The organism is Leisingera sp. ANG-M7, assembly GCF_000813965.1.
GTDB lineage: Bacteria > Pseudomonadota > Alphaproteobacteria > Rhodobacterales > Rhodobacteraceae > Leisingera.
This window is the reverse complement of sequence record NZ_JWLI01000007.1, coordinates 102,138-124,151: the sequence shown is the minus strand read 5'-3', so window position 1 is coordinate 124,151 and position 22,014 is coordinate 102,138. Positions and strand designations below refer to the sequence as shown.

General features: G+C 61.6%; 18 protein-coding genes and 1 tRNA gene. 11 read left to right on the top strand and 8 right to left on the bottom strand.

What is annotated here, in order from left to right; genetic code table 11:
• Window positions 1–4 precede the first annotated feature (4 nt).
• Window positions 5–1,360, bottom strand: coding sequence for an oxygen-independent coproporphyrinogen III oxidase (gene hemN / locus RA26_RS10580; protein WP_039183620.1), 1,356 nt, complete (start codon window positions 1,358–1,360; stop codon window positions 5–7).
• 62 nt (window positions 1,361–1,422) lie between these two features.
• Here hemN and fnrL point away from each other — a divergent pair, with 62 nt between their 5' ends.
• Window positions 1,423–2,163, top strand: a complete 741-nt coding sequence (gene fnrL, locus RA26_RS10575; RefSeq protein WP_039183619.1) for a transcriptional regulator FnrL — start codon at window positions 1,423–1,425, stop codon at window positions 2,161–2,163.
• A 22-nt stretch (window positions 2,164–2,185) separates the two neighbouring features.
• Here the strand turns inward: fnrL and RA26_RS10570 are convergent, their stop codons facing one another.
• On the bottom strand, window positions 2,186–3,058 hold the full coding sequence (locus RA26_RS10570; protein WP_039183618.1) for a LysR family transcriptional regulator: 873 nt from the start codon (window positions 3,056–3,058) through the stop codon (window positions 2,186–2,188).
• Between the two features lie 117 nt (window positions 3,059–3,175).
• On the opposite strand from RA26_RS10570, the gene RA26_RS10565 reads away from it, so the two are divergent.
• Both RA26_RS10565 and RA26_RS10560 read left to right on the top strand, forming a co-directional pair.
• The gene (locus RA26_RS10565; RefSeq protein ID WP_039183617.1) at window positions 3,176–4,495 is read left to right on the top strand and encodes a serine hydroxymethyltransferase; all 1,320 of its coding nucleotides are present in this window, start codon (window positions 3,176–3,178) and stop codon (window positions 4,493–4,495) included.
• Between the two features lie 176 nt (window positions 4,496–4,671).
• Window positions 4,672–4,929, top strand: coding sequence for a GlsB/YeaQ/YmgE family stress response membrane protein (locus tag RA26_RS10560; protein WP_039183616.1), 258 nt, complete (start codon window positions 4,672–4,674; stop codon window positions 4,927–4,929).
• 72 nt (window positions 4,930–5,001) lie between these two features.
• On the opposite strand, the gene RA26_RS10555 is transcribed toward RA26_RS10560, so the two are convergent.
• Window positions 5,002–5,841 carry a universal stress protein gene (locus tag RA26_RS10555; RefSeq protein ID WP_039183615.1) on the bottom strand — a complete coding sequence of 280 codons (840 nt, stop codon included), beginning with the start codon at window positions 5,839–5,841 and terminating at the stop codon, window positions 5,002–5,004.
• A gap of 205 nt (window positions 5,842–6,046) precedes the next feature.
• On the opposite strand from RA26_RS10555, the gene ccoN reads away from it, so the two are divergent.
• From ccoN to RA26_RS10530, 5 genes are all read left to right on the top strand, one after another.
• Window positions 6,047–7,657, top strand: coding sequence for a cytochrome-c oxidase, cbb3-type subunit I (ccoN, locus tag RA26_RS10550; RefSeq protein ID WP_039183958.1), 1,611 nt, complete (start codon window positions 6,047–6,049; stop codon window positions 7,655–7,657).
• Window positions 7,658–7,671: 14 nt separating this feature from the next.
• Window positions 7,672–8,400: a cytochrome-c oxidase, cbb3-type subunit II gene (gene ccoO / locus RA26_RS10545; RefSeq protein WP_039183614.1), complete on the top strand. Its 729-nt coding sequence runs from the start codon at window positions 7,672–7,674 to the stop codon at window positions 8,398–8,400.
• 13 nt (window positions 8,401–8,413) lie between these two features.
• On the top strand, window positions 8,414–8,620 hold the full coding sequence (locus tag RA26_RS10540) for a CcoQ/FixQ family Cbb3-type cytochrome c oxidase assembly chaperone (protein ID WP_039183613.1): 207 nt from the start codon (window positions 8,414–8,416) through the stop codon (window positions 8,618–8,620).
• Window positions 8,617–9,486, top strand: coding sequence for a cytochrome-c oxidase, cbb3-type subunit III (gene ccoP / locus RA26_RS10535; RefSeq protein WP_039183612.1), 870 nt, complete (start codon window positions 8,617–8,619; stop codon window positions 9,484–9,486). The genes RA26_RS10540 and ccoP overlap by 4 nt, the downstream gene beginning before the upstream one ends.
• A gap of 315 nt (window positions 9,487–9,801) precedes the next feature.
• Entirely contained in the window at window positions 9,802–11,223 is a 1,422-nt protein-coding gene (locus RA26_RS10530) for a tetratricopeptide repeat protein (protein WP_152612583.1), read from the top strand.
• Between the two features lie 84 nt (window positions 11,224–11,307).
• Here RA26_RS10530 and RA26_RS10525 read toward each other — a convergent pair whose 3' ends face one another.
• On the bottom strand, window positions 11,308–12,000 hold the full coding sequence (locus tag RA26_RS10525; protein WP_039183610.1) for a DUF2270 domain-containing protein: 693 nt from the start codon (window positions 11,998–12,000) through the stop codon (window positions 11,308–11,310).
• Between the two features lie 40 nt (window positions 12,001–12,040).
• On the opposite strand from RA26_RS10525, the gene RA26_RS10520 reads away from it, so the two are divergent.
• Window positions 12,041–12,256 (top strand): hypothetical protein, encoded by a 216-nt coding sequence (locus tag RA26_RS10520; protein WP_039183609.1) that lies wholly within the window; start codon window positions 12,041–12,043, stop codon window positions 12,254–12,256.
• Here the strand turns inward: RA26_RS10520 and RA26_RS10515 are convergent.
• Window positions 12,237–12,437 carry a hypothetical protein gene (locus RA26_RS10515; protein WP_039183608.1) on the bottom strand — a complete coding sequence of 67 codons (201 nt, stop codon included), beginning with the start codon at window positions 12,435–12,437 and terminating at the stop codon, window positions 12,237–12,239. The two genes, RA26_RS10520 and RA26_RS10515, sit on opposite strands and share 20 nt — an antisense overlap.
• Window positions 12,438–12,535: 98 nt before the next feature.
• Between RA26_RS10515 and RA26_RS10510 the strand changes: the two genes are divergently transcribed.
• Window positions 12,536–13,408 carry a LysR family transcriptional regulator gene (locus RA26_RS10510; protein WP_039183607.1) on the top strand — a complete coding sequence of 291 codons (873 nt, stop codon included), beginning with the start codon at window positions 12,536–12,538 and terminating at the stop codon, window positions 13,406–13,408.
• A gap of 402 nt (window positions 13,409–13,810) precedes the next feature.
• Complete coding sequence (locus RA26_RS10505) at window positions 13,811–16,639, top strand: DUF2339 domain-containing protein (RefSeq protein WP_039183606.1); 2,829 nt, start codon at window positions 13,811–13,813, stop codon at window positions 16,637–16,639.
• A 287-nt stretch (window positions 16,640–16,926) separates the two neighbouring features.
• Here the strand turns inward: RA26_RS10505 and RA26_RS10500 are convergent.
• The 3 genes from RA26_RS10500 to RA26_RS10485 all read right to left on the bottom strand — a co-directional run bounded on the left by RA26_RS10500 (window position 16,927) and on the right by RA26_RS10485 (window position 21,994).
• Window positions 16,927–17,001, bottom strand: a tRNA-Gln gene (locus RA26_RS10500).
• Window positions 17,002–17,321: 320 nt separating this feature from the next.
• A complete protein-coding gene (locus RA26_RS10495; RefSeq protein ID WP_039183604.1) occupies window positions 17,322–19,256 on the bottom strand; it encodes an acyl CoA:acetate/3-ketoacid CoA transferase in 1,935 nt (644 codons plus the stop codon).
• A 374-nt stretch (window positions 19,257–19,630) separates the two neighbouring features.
• On the bottom strand, window positions 19,631–21,994 hold the full coding sequence (locus RA26_RS10485; RefSeq protein WP_039183599.1) for a response regulator: 2,364 nt from the start codon (window positions 21,992–21,994) through the stop codon (window positions 19,631–19,633).
• Window positions 21,995–22,014: the final 20 nt, after the last annotated feature.

The window sequence follows — 22,014 nt, the reverse complement described above, 5'->3', positions numbered from 1 at the left end:
CGCCTCAGATGGCGGTGCTGTGGCCTGAGTGGCTCAGCTCGTAGGCGTCAAAGCTGCGGGCGATCATCCGGGTCAGCGGGCGGGCTTCCTCGCGGATTTTCAACCCTTTGGCGGAAACCTCCAGCATCCCCGGAAAGGCTGCGCTGGCCTCTGCAAACAGCCGGTCCAGATTTGCCTCGGTGACGGCAAAGCGCGACAGGATCTCTTCGCGGCAGATGCGGAAATCGCACATCAGCGCTTCGATCAGCCGCGCCCTGAGCAGGTCCTCGCCGCCAAAGGCATGGCCTCGGGCGGTGGCGAATTGGCCGTTGCGGATTGCGCGCACATAGGCCGAGGTCGCAGGCGCGTTCTGCGCATAGCCTTGCGGGAACCGCGAAATGGCCGAGGCGCCGATGCCGATCAGCACCTCTGCTGGATCGTCGGTGTAGCCTTGGAAGTTGCGGCGCAGGCGCCCGGTTTGCTGCGCCACTGCCAGCCCGTCATGGGGCCGCGCGAAGTGGTCAATGCCGATCTCCCGGTAGCCGTCCCACTGGAACAGCTGGCGGGCGGTCTCGAACAGCTCCAGCCGCGCCTCCGGCGTCGGCAGCGCATCAGAGCGGATCATGCTTTGGCGCCCGGCCATCCAGGGCACATGGGCATAGCCGTAGACTGCCACACGGTCCGGTGTCAGCGACAGCAGCTTCTGCACGCTTTCGGTCATGATCGCCGGCGTCTGATGCGGCAGGCCATAAAGGATATCGGCATTGAGGCTGCGGATCCCATGCGCGCGCAGCTGCTCAATGGCGGCGCGCGTGGCCTCGAAGCTCTGGATGCGGCCGATCGCCTGCTGGATGGTGCTGTCGAAATCCTGCACGCCCACAGAGGCGCGGTTCATGCCTGCCTCGGCCAGCGCGTCCAGCCGCCGGTCCCCGATCTCGTTCGGGTCGATCTCGACCGAGAACTCTGCCCGCGGCGCCAGGGGAAACGCCTCAGTGATTGTGCCTGCCAGATCGCGGATCAGATCGGCACTCAGCAAGGTTGGGGTGCCGCCGCCCCAATGCAGGCGCGACAGGGTGATGCCCTCGGGCAGCTGCGCTTTCAAAAGCGCAATTTCGGCTTTAAGAACCTGAACATAGGCCTCCACCGGGGCATCGGAATGGGTGCCCTGCGTGCGGCAGGCGCAGAACCAGCACAATCTGCGGCAGAACGGCACATGCATGTACAGCGAAATGCTGCTGCCCGGTGAAATATTTGAAATCCAACTGGAAAACTGCGCGGAATCAGTCTCTTTGCCAAAGTGCGGCGCGGTCGGGTAGCTGGTATAGCGCGGCACTTTGGCGTCAAACAAACCAAGTTCGGCCAATTGAGCTTTCTGTTCCATTCAATTACCGTTATGGGAACCCGCGAACCTGAGCCTTGACCCAGATCAAACCGGACCAACGTATGAACGCTCCAGTCCTTTCCCATTCCAGATGCGGTGACTGCCCGATCCGCCACCGTGCCGTTTGCGCGCGCTGCAACGCGGATGAGCTGGAGGAACTGGATGCGATCAAATACTACCGCACCTATGAGGCCGGCCAGCCGATCATCTGGTCCGGCGACGTGATGAACTTTGTGGGTTCTGTGGTCTCTGGCATCGCCTCCCTGACCCAAACGATGGAGGACGGGCGCACCCAGATGGTGGGCCTGTTGCTTCCCAGCGATTTTGTCGGCCGTCCGGGGCGTGAGGGCGCGGCATATGATGTGGCGGCGACCACCGACGTGGTAATGTGCTGTTTCCGCAAGAAGCCGTTCGAAGAACTCATGGAGCGCACTCCGCATATTGCCCATCGTCTGCTGGAAATGACCCTGGACGAACTCGACGCTGCGCGCGAGTGGATGCTGGTTCTGGGCCGCAAGACTGCGCGCGAGAAGATCGCCAGCCTTTTGGCCATCATTGCGCGGCGTGATGCCACGCTGACACCGGGCGGCGCCACCAACCGGATGGTGTTCGACCTGCCACTGACCCGCGAGGCAATGGCCGACTACCTGGGTCTGACGCTGGAAACCGTGAGCCGCCAGATCTCGGCCCTGAAACGCGACGGCATCATCGAGCTGGAAGGCAAGCGGCATGTGACCGTGCCTGACATGCGCCGCCTGATGGAAGAGGCGGGCGACGACAGTGACGGCGGCTTCCTCGGCTGACCCAGCTTAATCCGCGTTCTCTCTAACCGTTTTCCGCCAGCCAGCGCGCCACCCGTGCTGCCGGGCTGCGCGGGCCGGAGGGGCGCAGGCTCCACAGGCGCAGCGCGCGCGGCAGCTCTGCTTTGACCGCAAACGGCGCCACCAGCCTACCGCTGTCCAACAGCGGTGCAACCAGAACCCGGTGGCCGATCAGCACCCCTGCGCCATTGACGGCCTCCTCCACCGCCAGCGAGTAGAGCGAATACTCCGGGCCCCTTAGATGCAGAACCTCGCCGGTGCAGGCGGCCTGCAGCCAGTGCTCCCAGTCCTGCGCCCAGACAGCGTCTGACAGGCAGGGCACGTTCTGCAGATCCGCTGGCGTGCGCAGCTTCCCTGCCAGCGCGGGGGCGCAGACGGGGAAGATCACGTCCTGCTCGATCACCTCCCCCAGATCGCCGCCGTAGAACAGGCACAGGTCATAGGGCGTGCGTTTGAGGTTCGGCGGCTCCTCGGCGGCAGTGACCGAAACCGCCATCTCCGGCATCGCAGCGCGCAAGGCAGGCAGGCGCGGCGACAGCCAGAACTGGGCAATGGCGGGCAGGGTGGCGATATGCACGGTGCTGGGCTGGGCCTCCTCGCGCAGGAACCGGGTGGCGGCGTTCAATTGGTCAAAGGCGGCGGAGAATTCCGGCAGCACCCGTGCGCCCAGCGGCGTCAGCGTCACCTGCTTGGGGCGGCGATGGAACAGCTGCGCTTGAAGCGCGTCCTCCAGCGATTTGATCTGGGCTGAGACCGCACCTGGGGTTACGCCCAGCTCCTGCGCGGCGGCAGAGAAACCGCCCAGCCGCGCGGCGGCCTCAAAGGCACGCAGGGCGGTCAGCGGCAGCGATTGGGCAGGGGGCGGGGAAACAGCCATGTCTGAGCCTCAATTTTTCTAGCCCTAGTTTTCTGGAAAACTGATTTGCGGGCAAGGGGGCATCGGCGCTTTGATGGTGGCAGAGAGAAACCCGCCACTGCGCGAAGGAGACAAACCATGACAGAGCTTGCCCGCCGCAACTGGGTGCCCGCCGCCTGCGAAGACTACGTGCAGATCGTGGCTGCCACGACCGCCGCTGCCACCAGCGGTGAGACCGCCGCGCGGCTGACCGCGCTGGCGGACCGGAATGCAGAGATCCACGACCGTGACTGCTTCAACCTGAACCCGGCCACCAATGTGATGAACCCGGCGGCTGAGGCATTGCTGGCAACCGGCCTTGGAAGCCGCCCGTCGCTGGGCTATCCCGGCGACAAGTACGAGATGGGTCTGGAGGCCATCGAGGAGATCGAGGTGATCGCCGCTGAGGTCGCCGCCAAAGTTTTCAACGCGCGCTATGCGGAAATCCGTGTGGGCTCGGGTGCGCTGGCGAACCTCTATGGCTTCATGGCGCTGACCAAACCCGGCGATGCTATCATCGCGCCGCCTGCCGCAGTGGGCGGTCATGTCACCCATCATGCGGGCGGTTGTGCGGGGCTTTACGGGCTGCAGACCCATCCGGCGCCGGTGGATGCGGACGGTTATACCGTCGATCTGGACGCGCTGCGCGATCTGGCGCTCAAGGTGCGGCCGAAGCTCATCACCATTGGCGGCAGTCTCAACCTGTTCCCGCACCCGGTGGCAGAGGTGCGCGCGATTGCGGATGAGGTGGGCGCCAAGGTGCTGTTCGATGCGGCCCACCAGTGCGGCATGATTGCCGGCGGCCATTGGGCCAACCCGCTGGAACAGGGCGCGCATATGATGACGATGAGCACCTACAAGAGCCTGGGCGGCCCGGCGGGCGGTCTGATCGTCACCAATGATGCGGAGATCGCCGAGCGGCTGGATGCCATCGCCTTTCCCGGCATGACCGCGAATTTCGACGCGGCGAAATCGGCGGCGCTGGCGATGAGCCTGCTGGACTGGGTGGAGCACGGCGCAGGGTATGCCAAGGCGATGGCCGATCTGTCGCTGGCCCTGGCCGAGGCGCTGGCGGGTCAGGGACTGCCGGTCTTTGCGGCCGTAAGGGGCATGACCCAGTCGCATCAGTTCGCACTGGAGGCGGCGGAGTTCGGCGGCGGCCAGGCGGCGTCGAAGCATCTGCGCAAGGCGGGCTTCCTGGCCTGCGGCATCGGCCTGCCCATTGCGGAGGTGCCGGGCGACATGAACGGGCTGCGCATCGGTACCCCGGAACTGGTGCGCCGCGGAGTCACCGTGGAGCATGCGCCCCAGCTGGCGGAACTGATCACCCGGGCCTTGCGGACGGAGGACCCGGCGGCCATGGCGGCAGAGGTCGCCGAATTCCGCGCCGCCTTCCAGGGCATGCACTACGTGCGCTGACGCCAGACAGGCGGGACGCTAAAACGGGGCGCTCCCGCACCCGCGCGTGCCCGGCTGTGCCGGACCCGCTGGCGGCTTTGGGCGGGAGCACCTGTTTTCGCCGGACCTGGCGGCAGCGGGTGACCCGGCGGTTCGGTTGTGTTCTACTATGGCGGTAACACAACATGGAGGCGGCAATGCAGTTTGGAAGTCTGATCGGGATGCTGATCATCGGGGCACTGGCGGGCTGGCTGTCCGGCAAGATCATGCAGGGGCGCGGTTTCGGCATCCTTGGCAACATCATCGTCGGCGTGGTGGGCGCTTTCCTCGCGGGCACCATCTTTCCGGCACTGGGCTTTGCCGCGGGCGGCGGCTTTTTCTGGTCGCTGATCCACGCCACCATCGGCGCGGTGATCCTCTTGTTCCTGATCGGCCTGATCCGCAAGGCACGCTAGGGCCCGGCTTGCTGGTACAAAAGAAAAAGGCGCCCTGCGGGGCGCCTTTCTGATTGCAAAGCCTGACAGGCCTTAGTGGGCCATCAGCACCGGCACTGCGGCCTGTTCCAGCATGTTGCGGGTGGCGCCGCCCAGGATCGCCTCGCGGAAGCGGGAGTGGCCGTAGGCGCCCATCACGATCAGGTCGGCGGCAGTGTCAGCGGCGTGGCGGTTAAGCACGTCCGACACCCGGGTCAGCGTCTTGCTGAGCACGTCGATCTCGCATTTCACTCCGTGGCGGGCCAGCATCTGTGCCAGCATGCCGCCGGGGTCCGAACGCTCGGGGCCGTGTTGCGGCGGGTCGATTACCGCGATGCGGACCAGTTCCGCGCCCTGCAGGAAGGGCATCGCACGGCGGATGGAGGTCATTGCCTCGATGCTTTCGTTCCAGGCCACCAGAACGGTTTTTGGTGTCTTCAGCGGCGCGCCCTTGTCCGGCACCACCAGCACCGGCGCGCGGCCCTCGAACAGGGCGGCTTCGACGATCGGTTCTGCCTCGGCACGTTTGCCGGATCCATAGGGCTGGCCCAATACCACCAAGTCGGAGAACCGCGCCTGACGGGCCACGTGACGGCCGATGTCCGCGATCTGGGCGACGCCGCTGTCGGTGCCGTAGGCCACGCCAGCCTGTTTCAGGGCTGCGTCTGCCTGGGCCTGGACGCCTTCGGCCTCTTCCTGCGCGCGGGCCAGGGTTTCCTGCAGCACCATCGCATTGGCGCCGGCATAGTAGTATCCTGTCTGGGTGCGGTCGACACCAAGGCAGAGGGCATCGGCATGGGCGCCGAATTCCTCAGCCAGGGCCGCAATTTGCGCCAAAGGCGCCGCTGCGGTGTCCGCAGCTGTCAGAACGGTAAGTAAGGACTTGTAGGACATTGACACCTCTCGGCGGAAAGTGCACCGCAATCCTGACGGGTGCTGGTGCGTGGAGTTTCACTGCTCGTGAAGAAGTGTCACATGTTGCCCGGATTTGTCTTGATGCAGATCAAGGCAGCAAAGAGGCGCGTTTTGCATGAAGGGCGCGGTCTAATAACGTTCCCGGTTTCGCAAGAATCGCGGGGGCATGGCAAAGGGACGCAAGATGTCTAATTATATCAAGCTGATAGCGCTTGGTCTGGTCACGCTGTTTGCGATGATCGGCACCAATTACGCGCGGGATCTGGCTTACCAGGTGCACGCGATCATCGTGATGATCGTGGCTGGCGGCCTGTTTCTCTACACTTTGCGCAGAACCGACGAGCCGAAAGTGGCGGCCGCCGGTCTGGAAAATGAGTATTTCGACAGCGTGATCCGCGCTGGCACGATTGCAACCGCCTTCTGGGGTGTGGTCGGGTTCCTGGCCGGAACCTTCATCGCGTTTCAGCTGGCATTTCCAGCGCTGAACTTCGAATGGGCCGAGGGTCTGGCCAACTTTGGCCGCCTGCGCCCGCTGCACACCTCTGCGGTGATCTTTGCCTTTGGCGGCAACGCGCTGATCGCGACCTCCTTTTACGTCGTGCAGCGGACCTCCGCGGCGCGGCTGTGGGGCGGCAACCTGGCGTGGTTCGTGTTCTGGGGCTACCAGCTGTTCATCGTGCTGGCGGCAACCGGCTATCTGTTCGGCTCCACCCAGTCCAAGGAATATGCCGAGCCCGAGTGGCACGTCGACCTGTGGCTGACCATTGTCTGGGTCGCCTACCTGGCCGTGTTCCTGGGCACCATCATCAAGCGCAAGGAGCCGCATATCTATGTGGCGAACTGGTTCTATCTGTCGTTCATCGTCACCGTGGCGATGCTGCACCTGATCAACAACATGACCATCCCGGTCTCGATCTGGGGGTCCAAGTCGGTCATCGTATGGCCGGGCGTGCAGGATGCGATGATCCAGTGGTGGTACGGCCACAACGCTGTGGGCTTCTTCCTGACCGCGGGCTTCCTGGGCATGATGTATTACTTCATCCCCAAGCAGGCCGAGCGTCCGGTGTTCTCCTACAAGCTGTCGATCATCCACTTCTGGGCGCTGATCTTCCTCTATATCTGGGCCGGTCCGCACCACCTGCACTACACCGCGCTGCCTGACTGGGCCTCGACCCTGGGCATGGTGATGTCGGTGATCCTGTGGATGCCCTCCTGGGGCGGTATGATCAACGGTCTGATGACCCTGTCGGGCGCCTGGGACAAGCTGCGCACCGATCCGGTGATCCGGATGATGGTGATCTCGCTGGGCTTCTACGGCATGTCCACCTTTGAAGGCCCGATGATGTCGATCCGCGCGGTGAACTCGCTGTCGCACTACACCGACTGGACCATCGGCCACGTGCACTCCGGCGCGCTGGGCTGGAACGGCATGATCACCTTCGGCGCGCTCTACTATCTGGTGCCGGCGCTGTGGAAGCGCGAGAGCCTCTACAGCTTGCGCCTGGTCTCCTGGCACTTCTGGCTCGCCACCATCGGCATCATTCTCTATGCCGCTTCGATGTGGGTGACCGGCATCATGGAAGGCTTGATGTGGCGCGAAGTGGACGCCAACGGCTTCCTGGTGAACTCCTTTGCCGACACCGTGGCAGCGAAGTTCCCGATGTATGTGGTGCGGGGCTTGGGCGGGGTGATGTTCCTCGCTGGGGCGGTCATCATGTGCTACAACCTGTGGATGACGGTCCGTAAGGCGCCGGCCAAAGAGGCCAGCCTGACGGTCCAGGTCCCGGCTGAATAAGGAGCCAGGAAGCTATGTCTATTCTCGACAAACATAAGATCCTCGAGACCAACGCGACCCTGCTGCTGATCTTCAGCTTCCTGGTCGTGACCATCGGCGGCCTGGTGCAGATCGCACCGCTGTTCTACCTGGAAAACACCATCGAGAAGGTGGAGGGCATGCGTCCCTACACCCCGCTCGAGATGGCGGGCCGCGAGGTCTATATCCGGGAGGGCTGCTATGTCTGCCACAGCCAGATGATCCGTCCGATGCGCGACGAGGTCGAGCGTTACGGCCACTACTCGCTGGCGGCGGAGTCGATGTATGACCGCCCGTTCCAGTGGGGCTCCAAGCGGACCGGGCCGGATCTGGCCCGCGTCGGCGGCCGCTACTCGGATGAGTGGCACGCAGATCACCTGCGCGACCCGCAGTCGGTGGTGCCGGAATCGGTGATGCCGAAATACGGCTTCCTCGAGGAGAAGAAGATCGACGGCAAATACATCGGCGACGTCATGGCGACCAACGCGCTCCTGGGCACGCCCTACACGGATGAGATGATCGAAGCCGCGCAGGCTGACTTCCGCGCCCAGGCCGATCCGGACAGCGACTATGACGGGCTGCTGGAGCGTTACGGCGAGGACATCAATGTGCGCAACTTTGATGGCCAGCCGGGGGTTTCCGAGGCCGATGCGCTGATCGCCTATCTGCAGATGCTGGGCACGCTGGTCGACTTCTCGACCTTTACCCCGGACGCGAGCCGCTGAGGAAGGAGCAGAGATGGAACTCTATACACTCCTCAGGCAGTTCGCCGACAGCTGGATGCTGCTGTTCCTGTTCACCTTCTTCATTGGTGTGATTGTCTGGGCGTTCCGCCCGGGCAGCACCAAGGCCTACAAGGACACCGCAAACATCCCGTTCCGGCATGATGACGCACCCGCGCCCAGCCAGGGCCAACCCGCCGCGAATAAGGAGGCGAGGGCATGAGCAAGAAATCGCAGAAATTCGAAGGCGATCCGAACACCACCGGCCATGAGTGGGACGGGATCGAGGAATTCGACAACCCGATGCCGCGCTGGTGGCTGTGGACCTTCTATGCCACCATCATCTGGGGCGTTCTGTACACCGTCGCCTATCCGGCATGGCCGCTGATCAACGGCGCCACTGCGGGCGTGCTGGGCTGGTCGACCCGCGGCGATGTCGCGGCGGAGATCACCGCGGTGGAAGAAGCCAACGCACCGATCAATGCCAAGCTGGAAGCGGCTGAACTGACCGCCATCGCGGAAGACCCGGAACTGGGTTCCTACGCGGTTTCCGCCGGTTCCGCCGTGTTCAAGACCTGGTGCGCCCAGTGCCACGGCTCCGGTGCGGCTGGCGCCAAGGGCTATCCGAACCTTTTGGACGACGACTGGCTCTGGGGCGGCTCGATGGAGGACATCCACGCAACCATCACCCACGGCATCCGCAACGAGGACAGCGACGAAGCGCGCTATTCCGAGATGCCTGCCTTTGGCCGCGACGAGCTGCTTGAGAAGGAAGAGATCTCTCAGGTGGTCAACTACGTGATGTCGCTGTCGGGTGAGCCGCAGGATGCGTCCAAGGTCGAAGCCGGATCGGTCGTGTTTGCTGACAACTGCGCCTCCTGCCACATGGAAGACGGCACCGGCGACCGCGCGCAGGGCGCGCCGAACCTGGCGGATGCGATCTGGCTGTATGGCGGCGACTACGGCTCGCTGACCGAGACTGTCAGCAACTCGCGCTATGGCGTGATGCCGGCCTGGAACACCCGCCTGACCGAGGCAGAGATCCGCGCGGTCTCCTCCTACGTCCACCAGCTGGGCGGCGGCGAGTAAGCTGGACGCAGGCTTTCAGAAATGCGGAAAGGGCTGCCCATCGGGCGGCCCTTTCCCGTTGTGATGCAACGCCAAGCCAAGAAAAGGAGCGGACGAGGGAGGAAAGCAAGCACGTTTTCAGGAAGGTGCAAAGGCGTCGTTGTTTTGAAAGTCCAGATCGCGGACGAAGCGGACCTTTGCCGCGGGTGCGGCCTAGGCTGATCCGCCCTGTGGCAAGCGAGGGAAGTGGTCTTTGCTAAGTGTACGAACTGCACCAGCGCAGGCCCGAGGAGGGCTAAACAGAAGCCTCGTAATGATGACGATCAAGAGCCTTACTTGAGCCGCAATTATTGTCGCATATTCCTTTGCCTGCTGCGCTTTTTATATGTGAAATTCATGAACAAAATCAGATTGATCTCGGCCGCAGCGATTGCCTTCGCTGCACTTATCTATTTCTCAGGGGATTTTGGTGTGAATGCCGAACTGAGGGCATGCCAGTCTAAGGACAGGCCAGATACCCGGATTGTCGCCATTTGCACTGCGCTGCTGGAGCGCGACGATATCAAAGATGAAGTTCGTGCAAGGGCCTTATTCCGCCGTGCGCTTGCATATGAGCGGGGTGATGATCCAGCTGCCGAACGGGACTATCTGTCAGCACTTGAAATACGTCCCAACTGGGCTGGGCTGCATCTCAATCTCGGTTTGATTTATCAAAAACAGGGAGAGCACAGCAAAGCCCTTCCCTATTTTGACAAGGCATGGGCATTGTATCCAGGCTATGCCCGCCGGACAACTCGTGCCAACACCTATTATGATCTGGGGCGCTATGAGGAGGCATTAGCGGATGCTGATACTGCCCTGACGTTCGATCCAAACAATCTGTGGGCACGGTTGGTTCGCGCGCGCAGCCTTCGGAAAATGGAGAACTATGACGCCGCTGTAGAATCCTATTCTAAGCTGATACTTCTTGACACCGGCAATGCGCGCGCGCGTCGGGAGCGGGCTTGGATTTACTATAAGATGCAAAGGCTAAGTTATCATGCCGAGGTAGATTTAAGGCACGTTTTAGCGCGCGACTCCGACGATTACCGGGCATGGGCGCAGCTTGGATATGTGCTGCTGAGACGTGACCGATATACTGAGGCGGCCGATGCGCTCGAACGCGCCTTGTCGATCAAACCCGGCTATAAATTTGCGCGCCGCGGATTGGATCGCGCAGAAACTGAAGTCGAGGAGCGGCGGCAGAGGAACGCAAGACTAAGCACGCCAGAAGGCCGCACGCTTGCGGGGCCGGCGTTTGGAACGCTTTTGGCTAGAAATTTTGTGAAGGTGGGTGAAACAGCCCGTGCTCTTGCTGAAAATGACGCGGTACTTGCATCGGACCCGGACAATGTATTTGCCCATGCAGGTAAGGCGAGAATTTACTATGACACAGGCAATTATGCGGCTGCTATCGCATCAAACTCTGATTTCTTCGCGGCGGTGGCCACTCAGGAGGATGAAGCGAAGATGTGGGGAGCGATGATTGATCGAATGCATGCTATACGCGGCAATTCACATAACCGTCTCGGCAATGCCGGAGCTGCTTTGGCTGCATGGACAAAAGCCTTGGAAAAAGAGCGGACATTAGATGTCTCCTTGTGGCAGTTGCGCCTGCAATCGGCCGGCTACTACAATGATTGGCCCGATGGAGAGAGCGACAATGCGTTCTTCGACGGATTAGCCGCTTGTGCCATTGACCCTGCCTGTTTGCACTGAGTTCGATACGGGAGCGGCGGTCATCGACATCAGCAAGCTAAACGGCAGATCCGTGGAGGCGGCGGATCTCTGGCTGCAGGAACCTCAGCCCATAGACGTCATTGACTTGCGCTTGCTGGCGCGGGCGGCGTCTGACTTGGCGCTCCACCAGGCGATGCCGCCCCAGAGCACCACATAGAAGATACCTGTGCCCAGCACCAGCTCGCCCGGGAAGGGGCCGATGTCGGCGCGGTCCAGAGCCTGCTGCCAGCTGGTTACGCCCGTGGGGTGCACGGCCAGCTTGCCCGCATAGGCCATCGACTGGATCAGCAGGATCCAGAAGTAGTTGCGCCGGATCCGCCGCCCGATCGCGGTCATCACGCCGACGTGGTACTCAGGCCGCAGGTAGTCGGCGGCCAGCACGTCCTGCCAGTGCTCCTCCAGGTGCAGATCGCCCTCAACCAGCATCGGGGTATAGAAATGAGTCTCCAGCCAGCGGGCGCGGGCACGGAACACGTTGAAATAGCGGTAGCGGCGGGCCTCCAGCATCAGGAAGAAGATGATCAGAACACCCACGAGGATCAGTGGCAGCGGCGAGGCCTCGGGCGAGGAGTAAGAGATCGACAGCGCCACCCCCAGCGTCACCACCGACCAGTTGGTGGTGGTGTCGAGCCGGGTGCGCCAGACCGTGCTGCGGTAGATCTCGCCCCGGTAGAGATGCGCAAGCGCACCGACTTCATCCGCTGACAGCGGTGCGCGGGCCTCCGCTGCCGTCTGTTCGCGCTGTGATGTGTCCATACGACGAGGGTAAGTTTTTTGGCGCGGACGGGCAAATTATTTGCGCCAGTTTGATCCGTATCAAACATCGCAGCTGAAAGCCGGGGTAAAACCGCAGGTGAAAGAGTTTGCTGCTTGGCCAATACCCCTCCTGGGCAGCAAGAAATCCCGCGAGGCCGACGTGCAGGCCAAACGGGCCATGCGCCGGTTTTCCGATCTGTTCGCGCGTTTCCTGGAAAACCGGCGCTTTTTTCTTCTCAAATCTTCTGCGGATTGATGCAGCGGACCTGCCGTGGCCGTCCACGCAGCCATGCGGTGAGTTTGGCCAGCAGGCCCGGCGCGCGCGGCGGTGCCTGATAGGCGCGCGGCAAAGGTTTGGCGGGCGGCAGATCGCGCAGCCGCACGCAGTCCTGGCGGGCAGCAGTCATCATAGAGCGGGCATAGATATCGGTCAGCATGTCACGGCCTCCTGTTTTGGCGTGTGGTCCCGACTCTTGCCTGAATGTGCGATTCCTGCGAGTTAAGAAGAATGTCATTATGTAAGGGTTGATTACATATGGATTGGCTGCACATGCCACCTCTTGCGGCGCTCAGGGCTTTTACTGCCTTTGCTGAGACAGGAAATGTGGTGCAGGCAGGCGCCGCGCTGAATGTCAGCCACGCTGCCATAAGTCAGCAGCTGCGTGCACTGGAGGCGCATCTGGGTGCGCCGCTGTTGGACCGCAGCGGCCGAGCGCTGGCATTGACAGCGGACGGTGCCCATCTGGCCCGGGCGCTGCAACTGGGGTTCGGCGCGATCGAGGCTGCGGTTCAAGAAATTTCCGCTGCCGGCGCGGCGCGGCCGCTGCATGTCACCTGCACGCCGATGTTTGCCGCCCATTGGCTGATGCCGCGGCTTGCGGAATTTCAAGCCAGCCACCCGGAGATCGACCTGGTGCTGGACCCGCGGGGCGAGATTGTGGAGCTGAGGCCGGGCGGAATCGACCTGGCTATCCGCTATGGCGGCGGCGACTGGCCGGGGATGGACTCCCGGATGCTGCTGCAGTCGCCCATGGTGGTGATTGCCGCGGACAGCCTGTTGAGAGGCCGCAAGGTGGCGGCGCCGGAGGATTTGCTGGACCTGCCCTGGCTGGAGGAGCTGGGCACGACGGAGGCCTCGCGCTGGCTGGAATCGCGGGGCGTCACGGACAGCCTGCGCGGTTCCCGGACCCGGTTGCCCGGCAACCTGCTGATGCAGGCGGTGCGCGCAGGGCAGGGGGTCGCGGTCAGTGTCCAGGCGTTCGTCGAAGAGGACCTGCAAGCCGGCCGCCTGTGCGCCTTGTTCACCGAGGGCGAGGACCGGGGGTATCATGTCGTCACCCGCTCAGGCGTGCTCCGCCCGGAAGCCCGCAAGTTCGCTGCATGGCTCAGCCGCCAGGCTGGCGCCTGAAGCTTTTGCGGCTAATGATCCGGCTCATCCGGAACCGTCAACGTCTTTTTCTAAATGCGGAAAGGCCGATAGCTGGGGTGGTGGGAGATCTTGAGTTCCGAGTCTCCTCATCGCTTTTGCCAGCTCACCGCCTGAACCGGGGTAGTATTTGGGGTGAAACGGAGTGAAGCCTGGGGCGGTTTGGTAGCTAACAACGTGCCTCCGGTGCTGCAGCCCCGCTGCCCAAACATCCAAGCGGCTACTTTCCAGCGCTAACATCCCGGCCGATCTCTGACGAGTGCTGGAGGGAGGCGCACTGGTCGCGAGGTCTCCGGAGAGGGGTGCAGGTTTGGGGGCTCTTTCGCTTGCCAGAACTTTTGATGCCCCCTACCGTGCGGAATACCAGAAAGAAAAGTTATTATTATGCTGGAAATCGGTCTGCTTTTTCTCGGGCTATTGGGCTTGGTGGTTGTATTTGGAGTGCCATACTTATTGGTGTCTCACGCGCGGCTAAAGGCGCGGGTAGCAATTTTGGAAGCCCGCCACGCCCGTGAGAAAACTCCCGGGGTAACTAAAGCTGAAGAAGGTGCCGGGATTGCTCAGCCTGTGCCGAACGGTGGAGAAGAAGCAAAGGCAGTAGTAACACCGGACGATGCTTCTAAACCCGCATGGCCAATCCCAGCGGCAACACGTGCCTCGCCTACTGATGAAAAGTCTAGCACGGACACAACAGCCGCCGACACGCCGAATGCAGCACAGGAAGCACCACGCGCCTTCGTTTTCCAAAAAACCACTTTCAAGAACCTGAGCCAGTGGCTGCGAGAGAACTGGGTGCTTGCGGCTGGAGCTGCGTCTCTGGCGTTGGCCGGTATCTTCATGGTTCAGTACGGCGCAGAGCACGGGTTGTTGACCCCTTTCTGGAGGGTGATGGCCGCTTTGGGGTTCGGTACGGCACTAATTGCAGGAGGCGAGGTGATACGCCGCCGCTTCGGCGATGAAGCCGCAGGTAGCGTGCAGTATCTTCCCTCCGCACTTGCGGGAGCGGGCCTGATCGCGCTTTTCTCTGGCATCCTTGCTGCGCGGGCGATGTATGGTTTGCTTGATCCTGGGCCTGCCTTCCTAGCGTTGTGCTTGGTATCAGCCTTGGCACTGGTACTGGGATGGTTTTATGGGCCAATGCTCAGCGCACTTGGAATTATCGGAGCCACTGCAGCGCCTTTCCTGGTTGGCGGTCAATCCGACGCCACATGGGTACTCTACTACTATTTCACCCTGATTGCGGTTGTTGGCTTGGCCGTAGATACGGTCAAACGCTGGGCATGGGTGTCAGTGCTTGCATTGTTTGCAACTTTGTCAGCGAGCCTACTGCTGTTCCTGACAGATGCGGGTGAGCTCCATTTCCTGATTGCAACACTACTGATTGCAGGCGCCTCAATTGTCATTCCGGAGCGTAGTCTGACGCCTCATCATAGCGGTCCTTCCATGCTTGAAATGCGCCGTCTGGTGAATGGGAAGAGGGTTTACCCGGAGTTCACAACCCGTTTGTCCGCCGCAGTTACCTGTGCTGCTACGGCCAGCGCGATACTGGTGGTCCTTGATGCGGCGAAGTCAGAAGAGGTGTATCTTGGCATTTCTGCCCTGATAATCCTTCTGATCGCCACGGTGATTTGGATGCGCCAAGCGCCCGCGCTATTCGACCACGCACTGGTTCCAGGATTGGCCACTCTGGCGGTGCCGGTGATCGAGACAACTTCTTTCGGCCCGCTGTTCCGGGAGTTCCTGGATGGAGCCCAACGCCCACCTGAGACTGCCGCGCCCGCCACCATTTGGATCTTAACTGCAATTGGCGGGTTTGGTTCCGTGCTGGCATTTTTCCGTATGCAGTGGGCTGACGGAACTGGCAAAGAAGGAGACAACACACCGGTTTTTTGGGCTCTGGCAGCGGCTGTATTTGCGCCAATTATGATGCTGGTGCTGGAATTCCTTTGGCAGCCTGCTGCCGTAACCGGCGCGTACCCTTGGGCACTGTCAGCTATTGCGATGGCAACCATGATGACTCTACTGGCTGAGCGAACCGCACGAGGCAGAGACATCGATCAACGTGCTCTGAGAGTAGCTCTGTTTGCGACCGCCGCGCTGACGCTGATCGCTCTGGCATTCTTCTTATTGCTCGCCGAAACCGCCCTGACGCTGGCCTTGGCGGTTATGGTTTTGCTGACAGTACTCATCGACCGGAAGTTCGATCTTCCCGCGCTCGGCTTGTTCACTCAAATTGGTGCGGCGGTCGTCACCTATAGATTGATTATTGATCCAGGGGTTTCGTGGGCAACTGACTTTGAGCTGGTTGAGGAGATCTGGGTAGCCGGTGCACCAATTGCTCAGGTGCTGCTTGCCTACGTTGGCACTCTGATCTTGTTGGCTGGAGCATGGTATGTCTCGCGAAGTGCCAGACCAAAAACGAGGCTGATCCTGGAAAGCACGTTTGCGACGATCGGTGCCGTGTTTCTCAGTGTTATGATCATCCGGATGATTTCGGAACCCGGTGGCAGCGGGCATGCGGAAATCGGGCTTCTGGCAGCTGTCTGGGCTGCCTCCATGTTCAACCAACTGTACCGCATGCAGAGTAGTTCCCGCTTCAGCCATTTTGTTCGGGGCGGTTTGGCAACGGCCTACGGTTTGGCCTTGCTGTTCTTTTTGCTCGGACTGTTTGGGGACGCAAACCCGCTCTTCAATAGCCGCGAACTGATCTCCGGGCCGCCGCTCTTGGATTCGCTTGCGGCAGCATTTTTACCGCTTAGTGGCATCTTCGCAGTGGGGGCCTGGAAAGTGGCGCATTTTGGTCGTCAGGTGAGGACTGCATTTGCTATTTCCTCCAGCTTCCTGGCCGCGTGGTATACAGCCTTGGAAATCAGGCGACTGTGGCGTGGTAACGATCTAACGGTATCGGGCATAACAGACCCCGAGCTATATACTTACACGCTTGCGCTGCTGGTCACCTCGACAGCCATCCTGGCCATTGCGTTCTGGCGCCGTTCAGACACCTTGCGTAAAATCGCTATGGCGGGAGTAGTGCTGACGATAGCTAAGGTGTTCCTGATCGATATGAGCGGACTTTCTGGGCTCATCCGGGTGTTCTCGTTTATGGGGCTGGGGTTGGCCTTGGTCGGGTTGGCATGGATTAACCGCATCATGAAGGCGCAGTGGAACAAGGGGGAACTCGCGGCAGGTGTGAGTGGAAAAGACGATAGCTAGCTGCATATTGAACGCCAAAGTAGGAGGCCCGCTGGATGGCAGGTCTCCAGTGGTGAGCTAGTCAGACCGGTTGGCTTCCAACTCGTACACGATCAACTCGATCTCCACGCCCTTGGACACGGACAGGTTCTCCCATTTGGCCTGAACCTCGCTGCATAGACCGGATAACCGCCCTTCAGCTACCTCAGATGGGGTTAGAAGCTCGCCAGCCAACAAGGGCAGAAAGCGGGGCACTTTAGAGCCTCTGAGGCGCCCAAGCTTCTTGTTTTGCTATGTCAGGAGGCCGATGGCTGGGGTGGTAGGATTCGAACCTACGGTACACGGTACCAAAAACCGCTGCCTTACCACTTGGCTACACCCCATCGGTGAGGCGCTGTCTAAAGTTTGTTGCGGGGGGGTGCAAGAGGGTTTTTGAAAAAAAGTGCAGTTCTTTTTTCCACCTTCGCAGAAATGCAGAAGCGATGCCTTTAGGGGGTACCGGCAGGTGCGGCTGGTTCGGGGTAAAATGAAATATTTTCAGTCGCTTGAGCGATACTTGCGTGCTTTGGGAAGAGGGGCTGCCTGATCGGGCCTAGCCCCGTTTCGGCGGTTTCAGAGTGCTGCGTCCCGTCTATGCAGAGGCCGGTCCTGAAGGGGGCCGGCCTTGGTCAGGCAAAGCACGGATCTCTTGCTGCAGCCAGGGTCAGGAACCCCAGATTGCTTGCTGATGCGCTTCTTCTCCGCTTTCGAAGATATGCGGCTGGACGCCGCGGCTGGCGAGCTCACCCTGCATCTTCAGGCGCATGAAGGCGCTGGTGGTGTAGTGGGCGATCGAAGACGAATACGCCTCCAGAGTCTGACCAACGGAGTTTGCGTAGTCGTCCTGCAGGTCTTCGGCGATGCGGAAGCCGTTCTGGTTCATCACGATGCTGACATCCCGGCCGCTCTTGCCAAAGGCATCTTGCAGCACGCGGTCCAGATCCTCGACATCCTGCCTTTTGCGGACGCTCCAACCTTCGAGGTTGAGGAACATGGTGTGGCGGGCGGCGTCATAGGTGACACGTTCGGAGAGGTTGAGGTTCAGAAGGTCGTTCATCAGTCCCATCGGCTCATCCCGGAAGATGCGCGCGTCCATCAAGGCGACATTTTCGATGATCGGCTTGAACTCCATCTGGTCGAGGATGTCGCGCTGCAGGTCGATGCCGGGGGCGATCTCGATCAGTTCCAGCCCTTTGGGGGTCAGCTGCAGCACACAGCGTTCAGTGACGTAAAGCACCGGCTGCGAACGTTTCGAGGCGTAGGGGCCGGAGAAGGTGATCTGTTCAATCAGGCGCACGAATTTCTTGTTGCGGCCCTCCTGGACGATGCGCAACTGGCCGTCCTCGACCGCGACTGTCAGCCCGCCTGCGGTGAAAGTGCCGGCAAAGACAACCGCACGGGAATTCTGCGAGATATTGATGAAGCCGCCGCAGCCGTTCAGGCGGCCGCCGAAACGGGAGGCGTTGACGCTGCCCTCGGCGTCGCATTCGGCCATGCCGAGGCAGGTGAGGTCGAGCCCGCCGCCGTCGTAGAAATCAAACATCTGGTTCTGATCGATGATGGCGTCGGCATTGGCAGAGGAGCCGAAACTGGAGCCGCCCGCCAGCACGCCGCCGACGGCGCCGGCCTCGGTGGTGAGGGTGATATAGGGGGTGGCTTTTTCCTCGTTGGCCACCGCGGCCACGCCATCGGGCGCACCGACGCCGAGGTTCACGGCGCCGTTGGGCGGCAGCTCAAACGCGGCGCGGCGGGCGATGATCTTGCGCTGGTCCAGCGGCATCTTGGCAATGCCCTCTACCGGCACCCGGATTTCGCCGGAGAGCGCGGGATTGTGCTGCACGCCGTAGTTCATCCGGTGCATCTCCGGGTCGTCAGCGACGCAGACACAGTCCACCAGCAGGCCGGGGATCTTCACATCCTTGGGCTTGATCGAGCCGTCCTCGACGATGCGTTCCACTTGGGCGATCACGATGCCGCCGTTGTTGTGGGCCGCCATCGCCTGGGCCAGGCAGTCCAGCGTCAGCGCCTCGCGCTCCATGCTGATGTTGCCGGAACGGTCGGCGCTGGTGCCGCGGATGAAGGCGACGTCGATCTTGGTCGCCTTGTAGAACAGCCATTCCTCGCCATCGACCTCGTGGTAGCGGACAATGTCCTCCTCGGTCACCTTGTTGACCTTGCCGCCGCCATGGCGTGGGTCGACATAGGTGTGCAGGCCGACCTTGGAGAACAGGCCGGGCTGGCCGGCGGCACAGGCGCGGTAAAGCTGGGAGATCACCCCTTGGGGCAGGTTGTAGCCGCAGATCTTATTCTCCTGCGCAGCCTGGGCGACCTTGGGCATGCGGCCGAAATTGCCGGCGATCACCCGGCGCAAGAGACCATCGTGATGCAGCCGCCCGGTGCCCAGCCCTTTGCTGTCGCCTGCGCCTGCGCACATGATCAGGGTCAGGTCGCGGGGAGCGCCTTCGGCCAGGAAACGTTTTTCCAGCGCCGCGTGCAGCATTTCCGGAATGCAGCTTTGCACAAAGCCGGTGGTGGTCACGACGTCGCCGTCGCGGATCAGCGCCATCGCCTGTTCGGTCGTGGTTGTCTTGTCTTTCATGGCGGCGCTTCCTCCCCAATGCCGGTTGCCCTCCGCGGGGGCTTTGCAGCCGCACGGAAATCTGGTCAGGGATGTTAGGCGGGCGCCGCGGCGCTGCTGTCCTTTGATTGCGTCAGCGGACAGGGGAGTTACGACATTGCGCGGGGCGGTGCGGCGCTGAAGTTTCCGATTGGCGGCAGTGTTTTCCAGATTGGGGCCGCCTGTATACTGCGGCCGGCTGAAACTGGCGGAAAAAGGCTTGCACCCGCTGCTGGCCGCAGGGTTTGCCGAACCCGTAGCTGGGCGCAGTATACAGCGGATTGCCGGCCTTGCGGCAGTGCGGAGCTGCAGCGCCGGTGAGGGCTTTTAAACCGCAGGGCGTGTCAGCGAAGACGTCAGGCTTGTTTGGCGGGAAGTTGGGCTGTGTTCTCTGTCCAGCGGGCGATCTGCTCCAGCAGTTCTTTTTTGCGCACCGGCTTTGACAGGAAACCAGACATTCCGGCGGCGCGGCAGGCCGCTTCGTCCGTGCTCAGCACATTTGCCGTGAGCGCGAGAATGGGGCAGGGCGCGCGCTTGTTCTCCTGCTCCCAGGCGCGCAGGCGCCGGGTGGCTTCCAGCCCGTCCATCACCGGCATTGACATATCCATCAGCACCAAGTCGAAGCCTTGGGCGGCAAATGTGCTGAGCGCCTCCTGGCCATTGCTGCAGATGGTCAGGTTGATGCCAGTAGGTGCCAGCATTTTCTGCAGGACCAGCTGGTTGGTGCGGTTGTCCTCTGCTGCAAGAACCCGCAGGTGGCCGAAACTGTTCCCGGTTAGCTCAGCAGCAGCCGGCTGGCTAGCGGCTGGAAGGAGCGGGCTGTTCAAGGCATCCAGCAAAGTGCGCAGCAGAAGTTTGCCGCGGGCGGGCTTCAAGAGCACGTGCACGGTCTTGCAGCTTTTGAGCACCTGGTAGTCGGCCAGCAATTGACCGCCGGTGCAATACACGATGGGCAGCTCCCGGCAGCCCGGCAGCGCGTGCAGTTCCTGGCAGAAGGCTCTGGCCTGCTCCAGCGGCAGGCTGGTTTCCACCAGTACCAGATCCGGACGGCGCTGCTCTGCCGTCATCGCGGTGATCTGAGCCAGCAGGTCTTGCAGGCTGGAGGGGGCAAGCGTTTCCGCGCCCCAATAGTCAAGCTGGCGCATCCGCACTTCACGGGAGAAGGGCAGATCTGCAACCACCGCCACGCGGGTTCCTACCAGCGGTTGCGTCCGAGGAGCCGCCGGGACTGCGACGGGCAGGGTCAGGCAGACGGTAAAACAAGACCCTTTGCCGACTTCCGAGGCGACATCAATCCGGCCGCCCATTGCCTGTGTCAGCCGCGAGGAAATTGCCAGCCCGAGCCCGGTACCTTCGAACCGCCGCGCGTTGGTGCTTTCGACCTGTTCGAAGGCATGAAAGATCTGGCCCAAGCTGTCCTGAGGGATGCCAACACCGGTATCGCGGACGTCAATGCACAAGGGAATCCTGTGGTTGGAATCGTAGTTGAGGGTGATGCTGATGAATCCGCGCATCGTGAACTTGATGGCGTTACCAACGAGGTTCATCAGGATCTGCCGCACCCGGCCGCTGTCGCCGCGGAACACAGCCGGGGTGCCTTCGGGGATGTCGATGCAGATCTCTACACCTTTGGCCGTGGCGCTGGGAGACATCAGCGCAGCCACGTCATAAATCACGTCGCGCAGGTTGAAGGGCTGCTCCAGCATCTGTGTCTTGCCGGCCTCTAGCTTGGAGAAGTCGAGGATGTCGTTGACAATGCGCAACAGCGCTTCTGAGGAGGTCAGGATAGTGTTGGCGCAGGATTGCTGTTCGGATGTCAGACTGGTCTCGCTGAGCACCTCCGCCATGCCAAGCACGCCGTTGATCGGGGTGCGGATTTCATGGCTCATGGTGGCCAGAAAGCGGGACTTGGTCTCAGTTGCCGCTTCAGCCCTTGCTTTCTCTTGCATCAGCTTGTCGGCGATCCGTTTCTTCTCCTGAAGACTGATTTCAAGAGTGTCGAGTGCGGTGAACATGGCGGCAATCTCGTTGTCGCCGGCCGGTGCCGCAGGCTGTTCGCGGCTGGCGAGCCGCCGCAATTTCTGGGCGGCCAGCTGAACCGCTGCCGAGAAGCTGCGTGCCCTGCGCATGGAAAACATCAAGGCTGCGGCCATAAGCAGAGCGGTTCCGGTCAACCCCAGAACCAGGATGCGGGTCAACGCCTGGTTGGTTTTTGCGACGACCTGTTCCGCATGTTGCGCGGCCATCGACGTTACGATTGCGGCCTGACGGGTTACGTCCTCACTGCTCATGACCAATGCGCTGAGTGTGGGGATTTCCTGTTCGGGTTTGATGCCCAGAAGCACAACAGCCTTTACGCACCAAGCCGACAGGGCCGTGTCCAGCGCCTGGACTTCCGTCCGCAGCGGTGCGGACAGCGGCAGCTTCGTCAGCGCGGCGAGTTCCTTGTTGATTGCCGTCAGGTAGCTCTGAAACTGCCGGGCCACTTCTTCTTGCGGGATCAGCCGGGTCATTGCCAGCACATCCTGAGCATAATCTTCGGCGCCGGTAATGCCCGCTGTGACGCTGCTGATGCGCCGGGTAACTTCCAGCGATGCCTCCAGTGCGGCGTCTTTGCGGGCGGATGCAAAGACGGCCATGCCACCGACCAGAAGCGCCGCGAACAGGGCCGCTCCTGCGATGACCAGTACCGGCAGCACGATGGACCGTTTTATGTTCATGCGTGATGTCCCTCAGCCGT

Bases quoted from the DNA above. Each gene is read 5' to 3' on its own strand.
- hemN (WP_039183620.1), bottom strand. From the start codon at position 1,360: ATGGAACAGAAAGCTCAATTGGCCGAACTTGGTTTGTTTGACGCCAAA.
- fnrL (WP_039183619.1), top strand. From the start codon at position 1,423: ATGAACGCTCCAGTCCTTTCCCATTCCAGATGCGGTGACTGCCCGATC.
- RA26_RS10570 (WP_039183618.1), bottom strand. From the start codon at position 3,058: ATGGCTGTTTCCCCGCCCCCTGCCCAATCGCTGCCGCTGACCGCCCTG.
- RA26_RS10565 (WP_039183617.1), top strand. From the start codon at position 3,176: ATGACAGAGCTTGCCCGCCGCAACTGGGTGCCCGCCGCCTGCGAAGAC.
- RA26_RS10560 (WP_039183616.1), top strand. From the start codon at position 4,672: ATGCAGTTTGGAAGTCTGATCGGGATGCTGATCATCGGGGCACTGGCG.
- RA26_RS10555 (WP_039183615.1), bottom strand. From the start codon at position 5,841: ATGTCCTACAAGTCCTTACTTACCGTTCTGACAGCTGCGGACACCGCA.
- ccoN (WP_039183958.1), top strand. From the start codon at position 6,047: ATGTCTAATTATATCAAGCTGATAGCGCTTGGTCTGGTCACGCTGTTT.
- ccoO (WP_039183614.1), top strand. From the start codon at position 7,672: ATGTCTATTCTCGACAAACATAAGATCCTCGAGACCAACGCGACCCTG.
- RA26_RS10540 (WP_039183613.1), top strand. From the start codon at position 8,414: ATGGAACTCTATACACTCCTCAGGCAGTTCGCCGACAGCTGGATGCTG.
- ccoP (WP_039183612.1), top strand. From the start codon at position 8,617: ATGAGCAAGAAATCGCAGAAATTCGAAGGCGATCCGAACACCACCGGC.
- RA26_RS10525 (WP_039183610.1), bottom strand. From the start codon at position 12,000: ATGGACACATCACAGCGCGAACAGACGGCAGCGGAGGCCCGCGCACCG.
- RA26_RS10515 (WP_039183608.1), bottom strand. From the start codon at position 12,437: ATGCTGACCGATATCTATGCCCGCTCTATGATGACTGCTGCCCGCCAG.
- RA26_RS10510 (WP_039183607.1), top strand. From the start codon at position 12,536: ATGGATTGGCTGCACATGCCACCTCTTGCGGCGCTCAGGGCTTTTACT.
- RA26_RS10505 (WP_039183606.1), top strand. From the start codon at position 13,811: ATGCTGGAAATCGGTCTGCTTTTTCTCGGGCTATTGGGCTTGGTGGTT.
- RA26_RS10495 (WP_039183604.1), bottom strand. From the start codon at position 19,256: ATGAAAGACAAGACAACCACGACCGAACAGGCGATGGCGCTGATCCGC.
- RA26_RS10485 (WP_039183599.1), bottom strand. From the start codon at position 21,994: ATGAACATAAAACGGTCCATCGTGCTGCCGGTACTGGTCATCGCAGGA.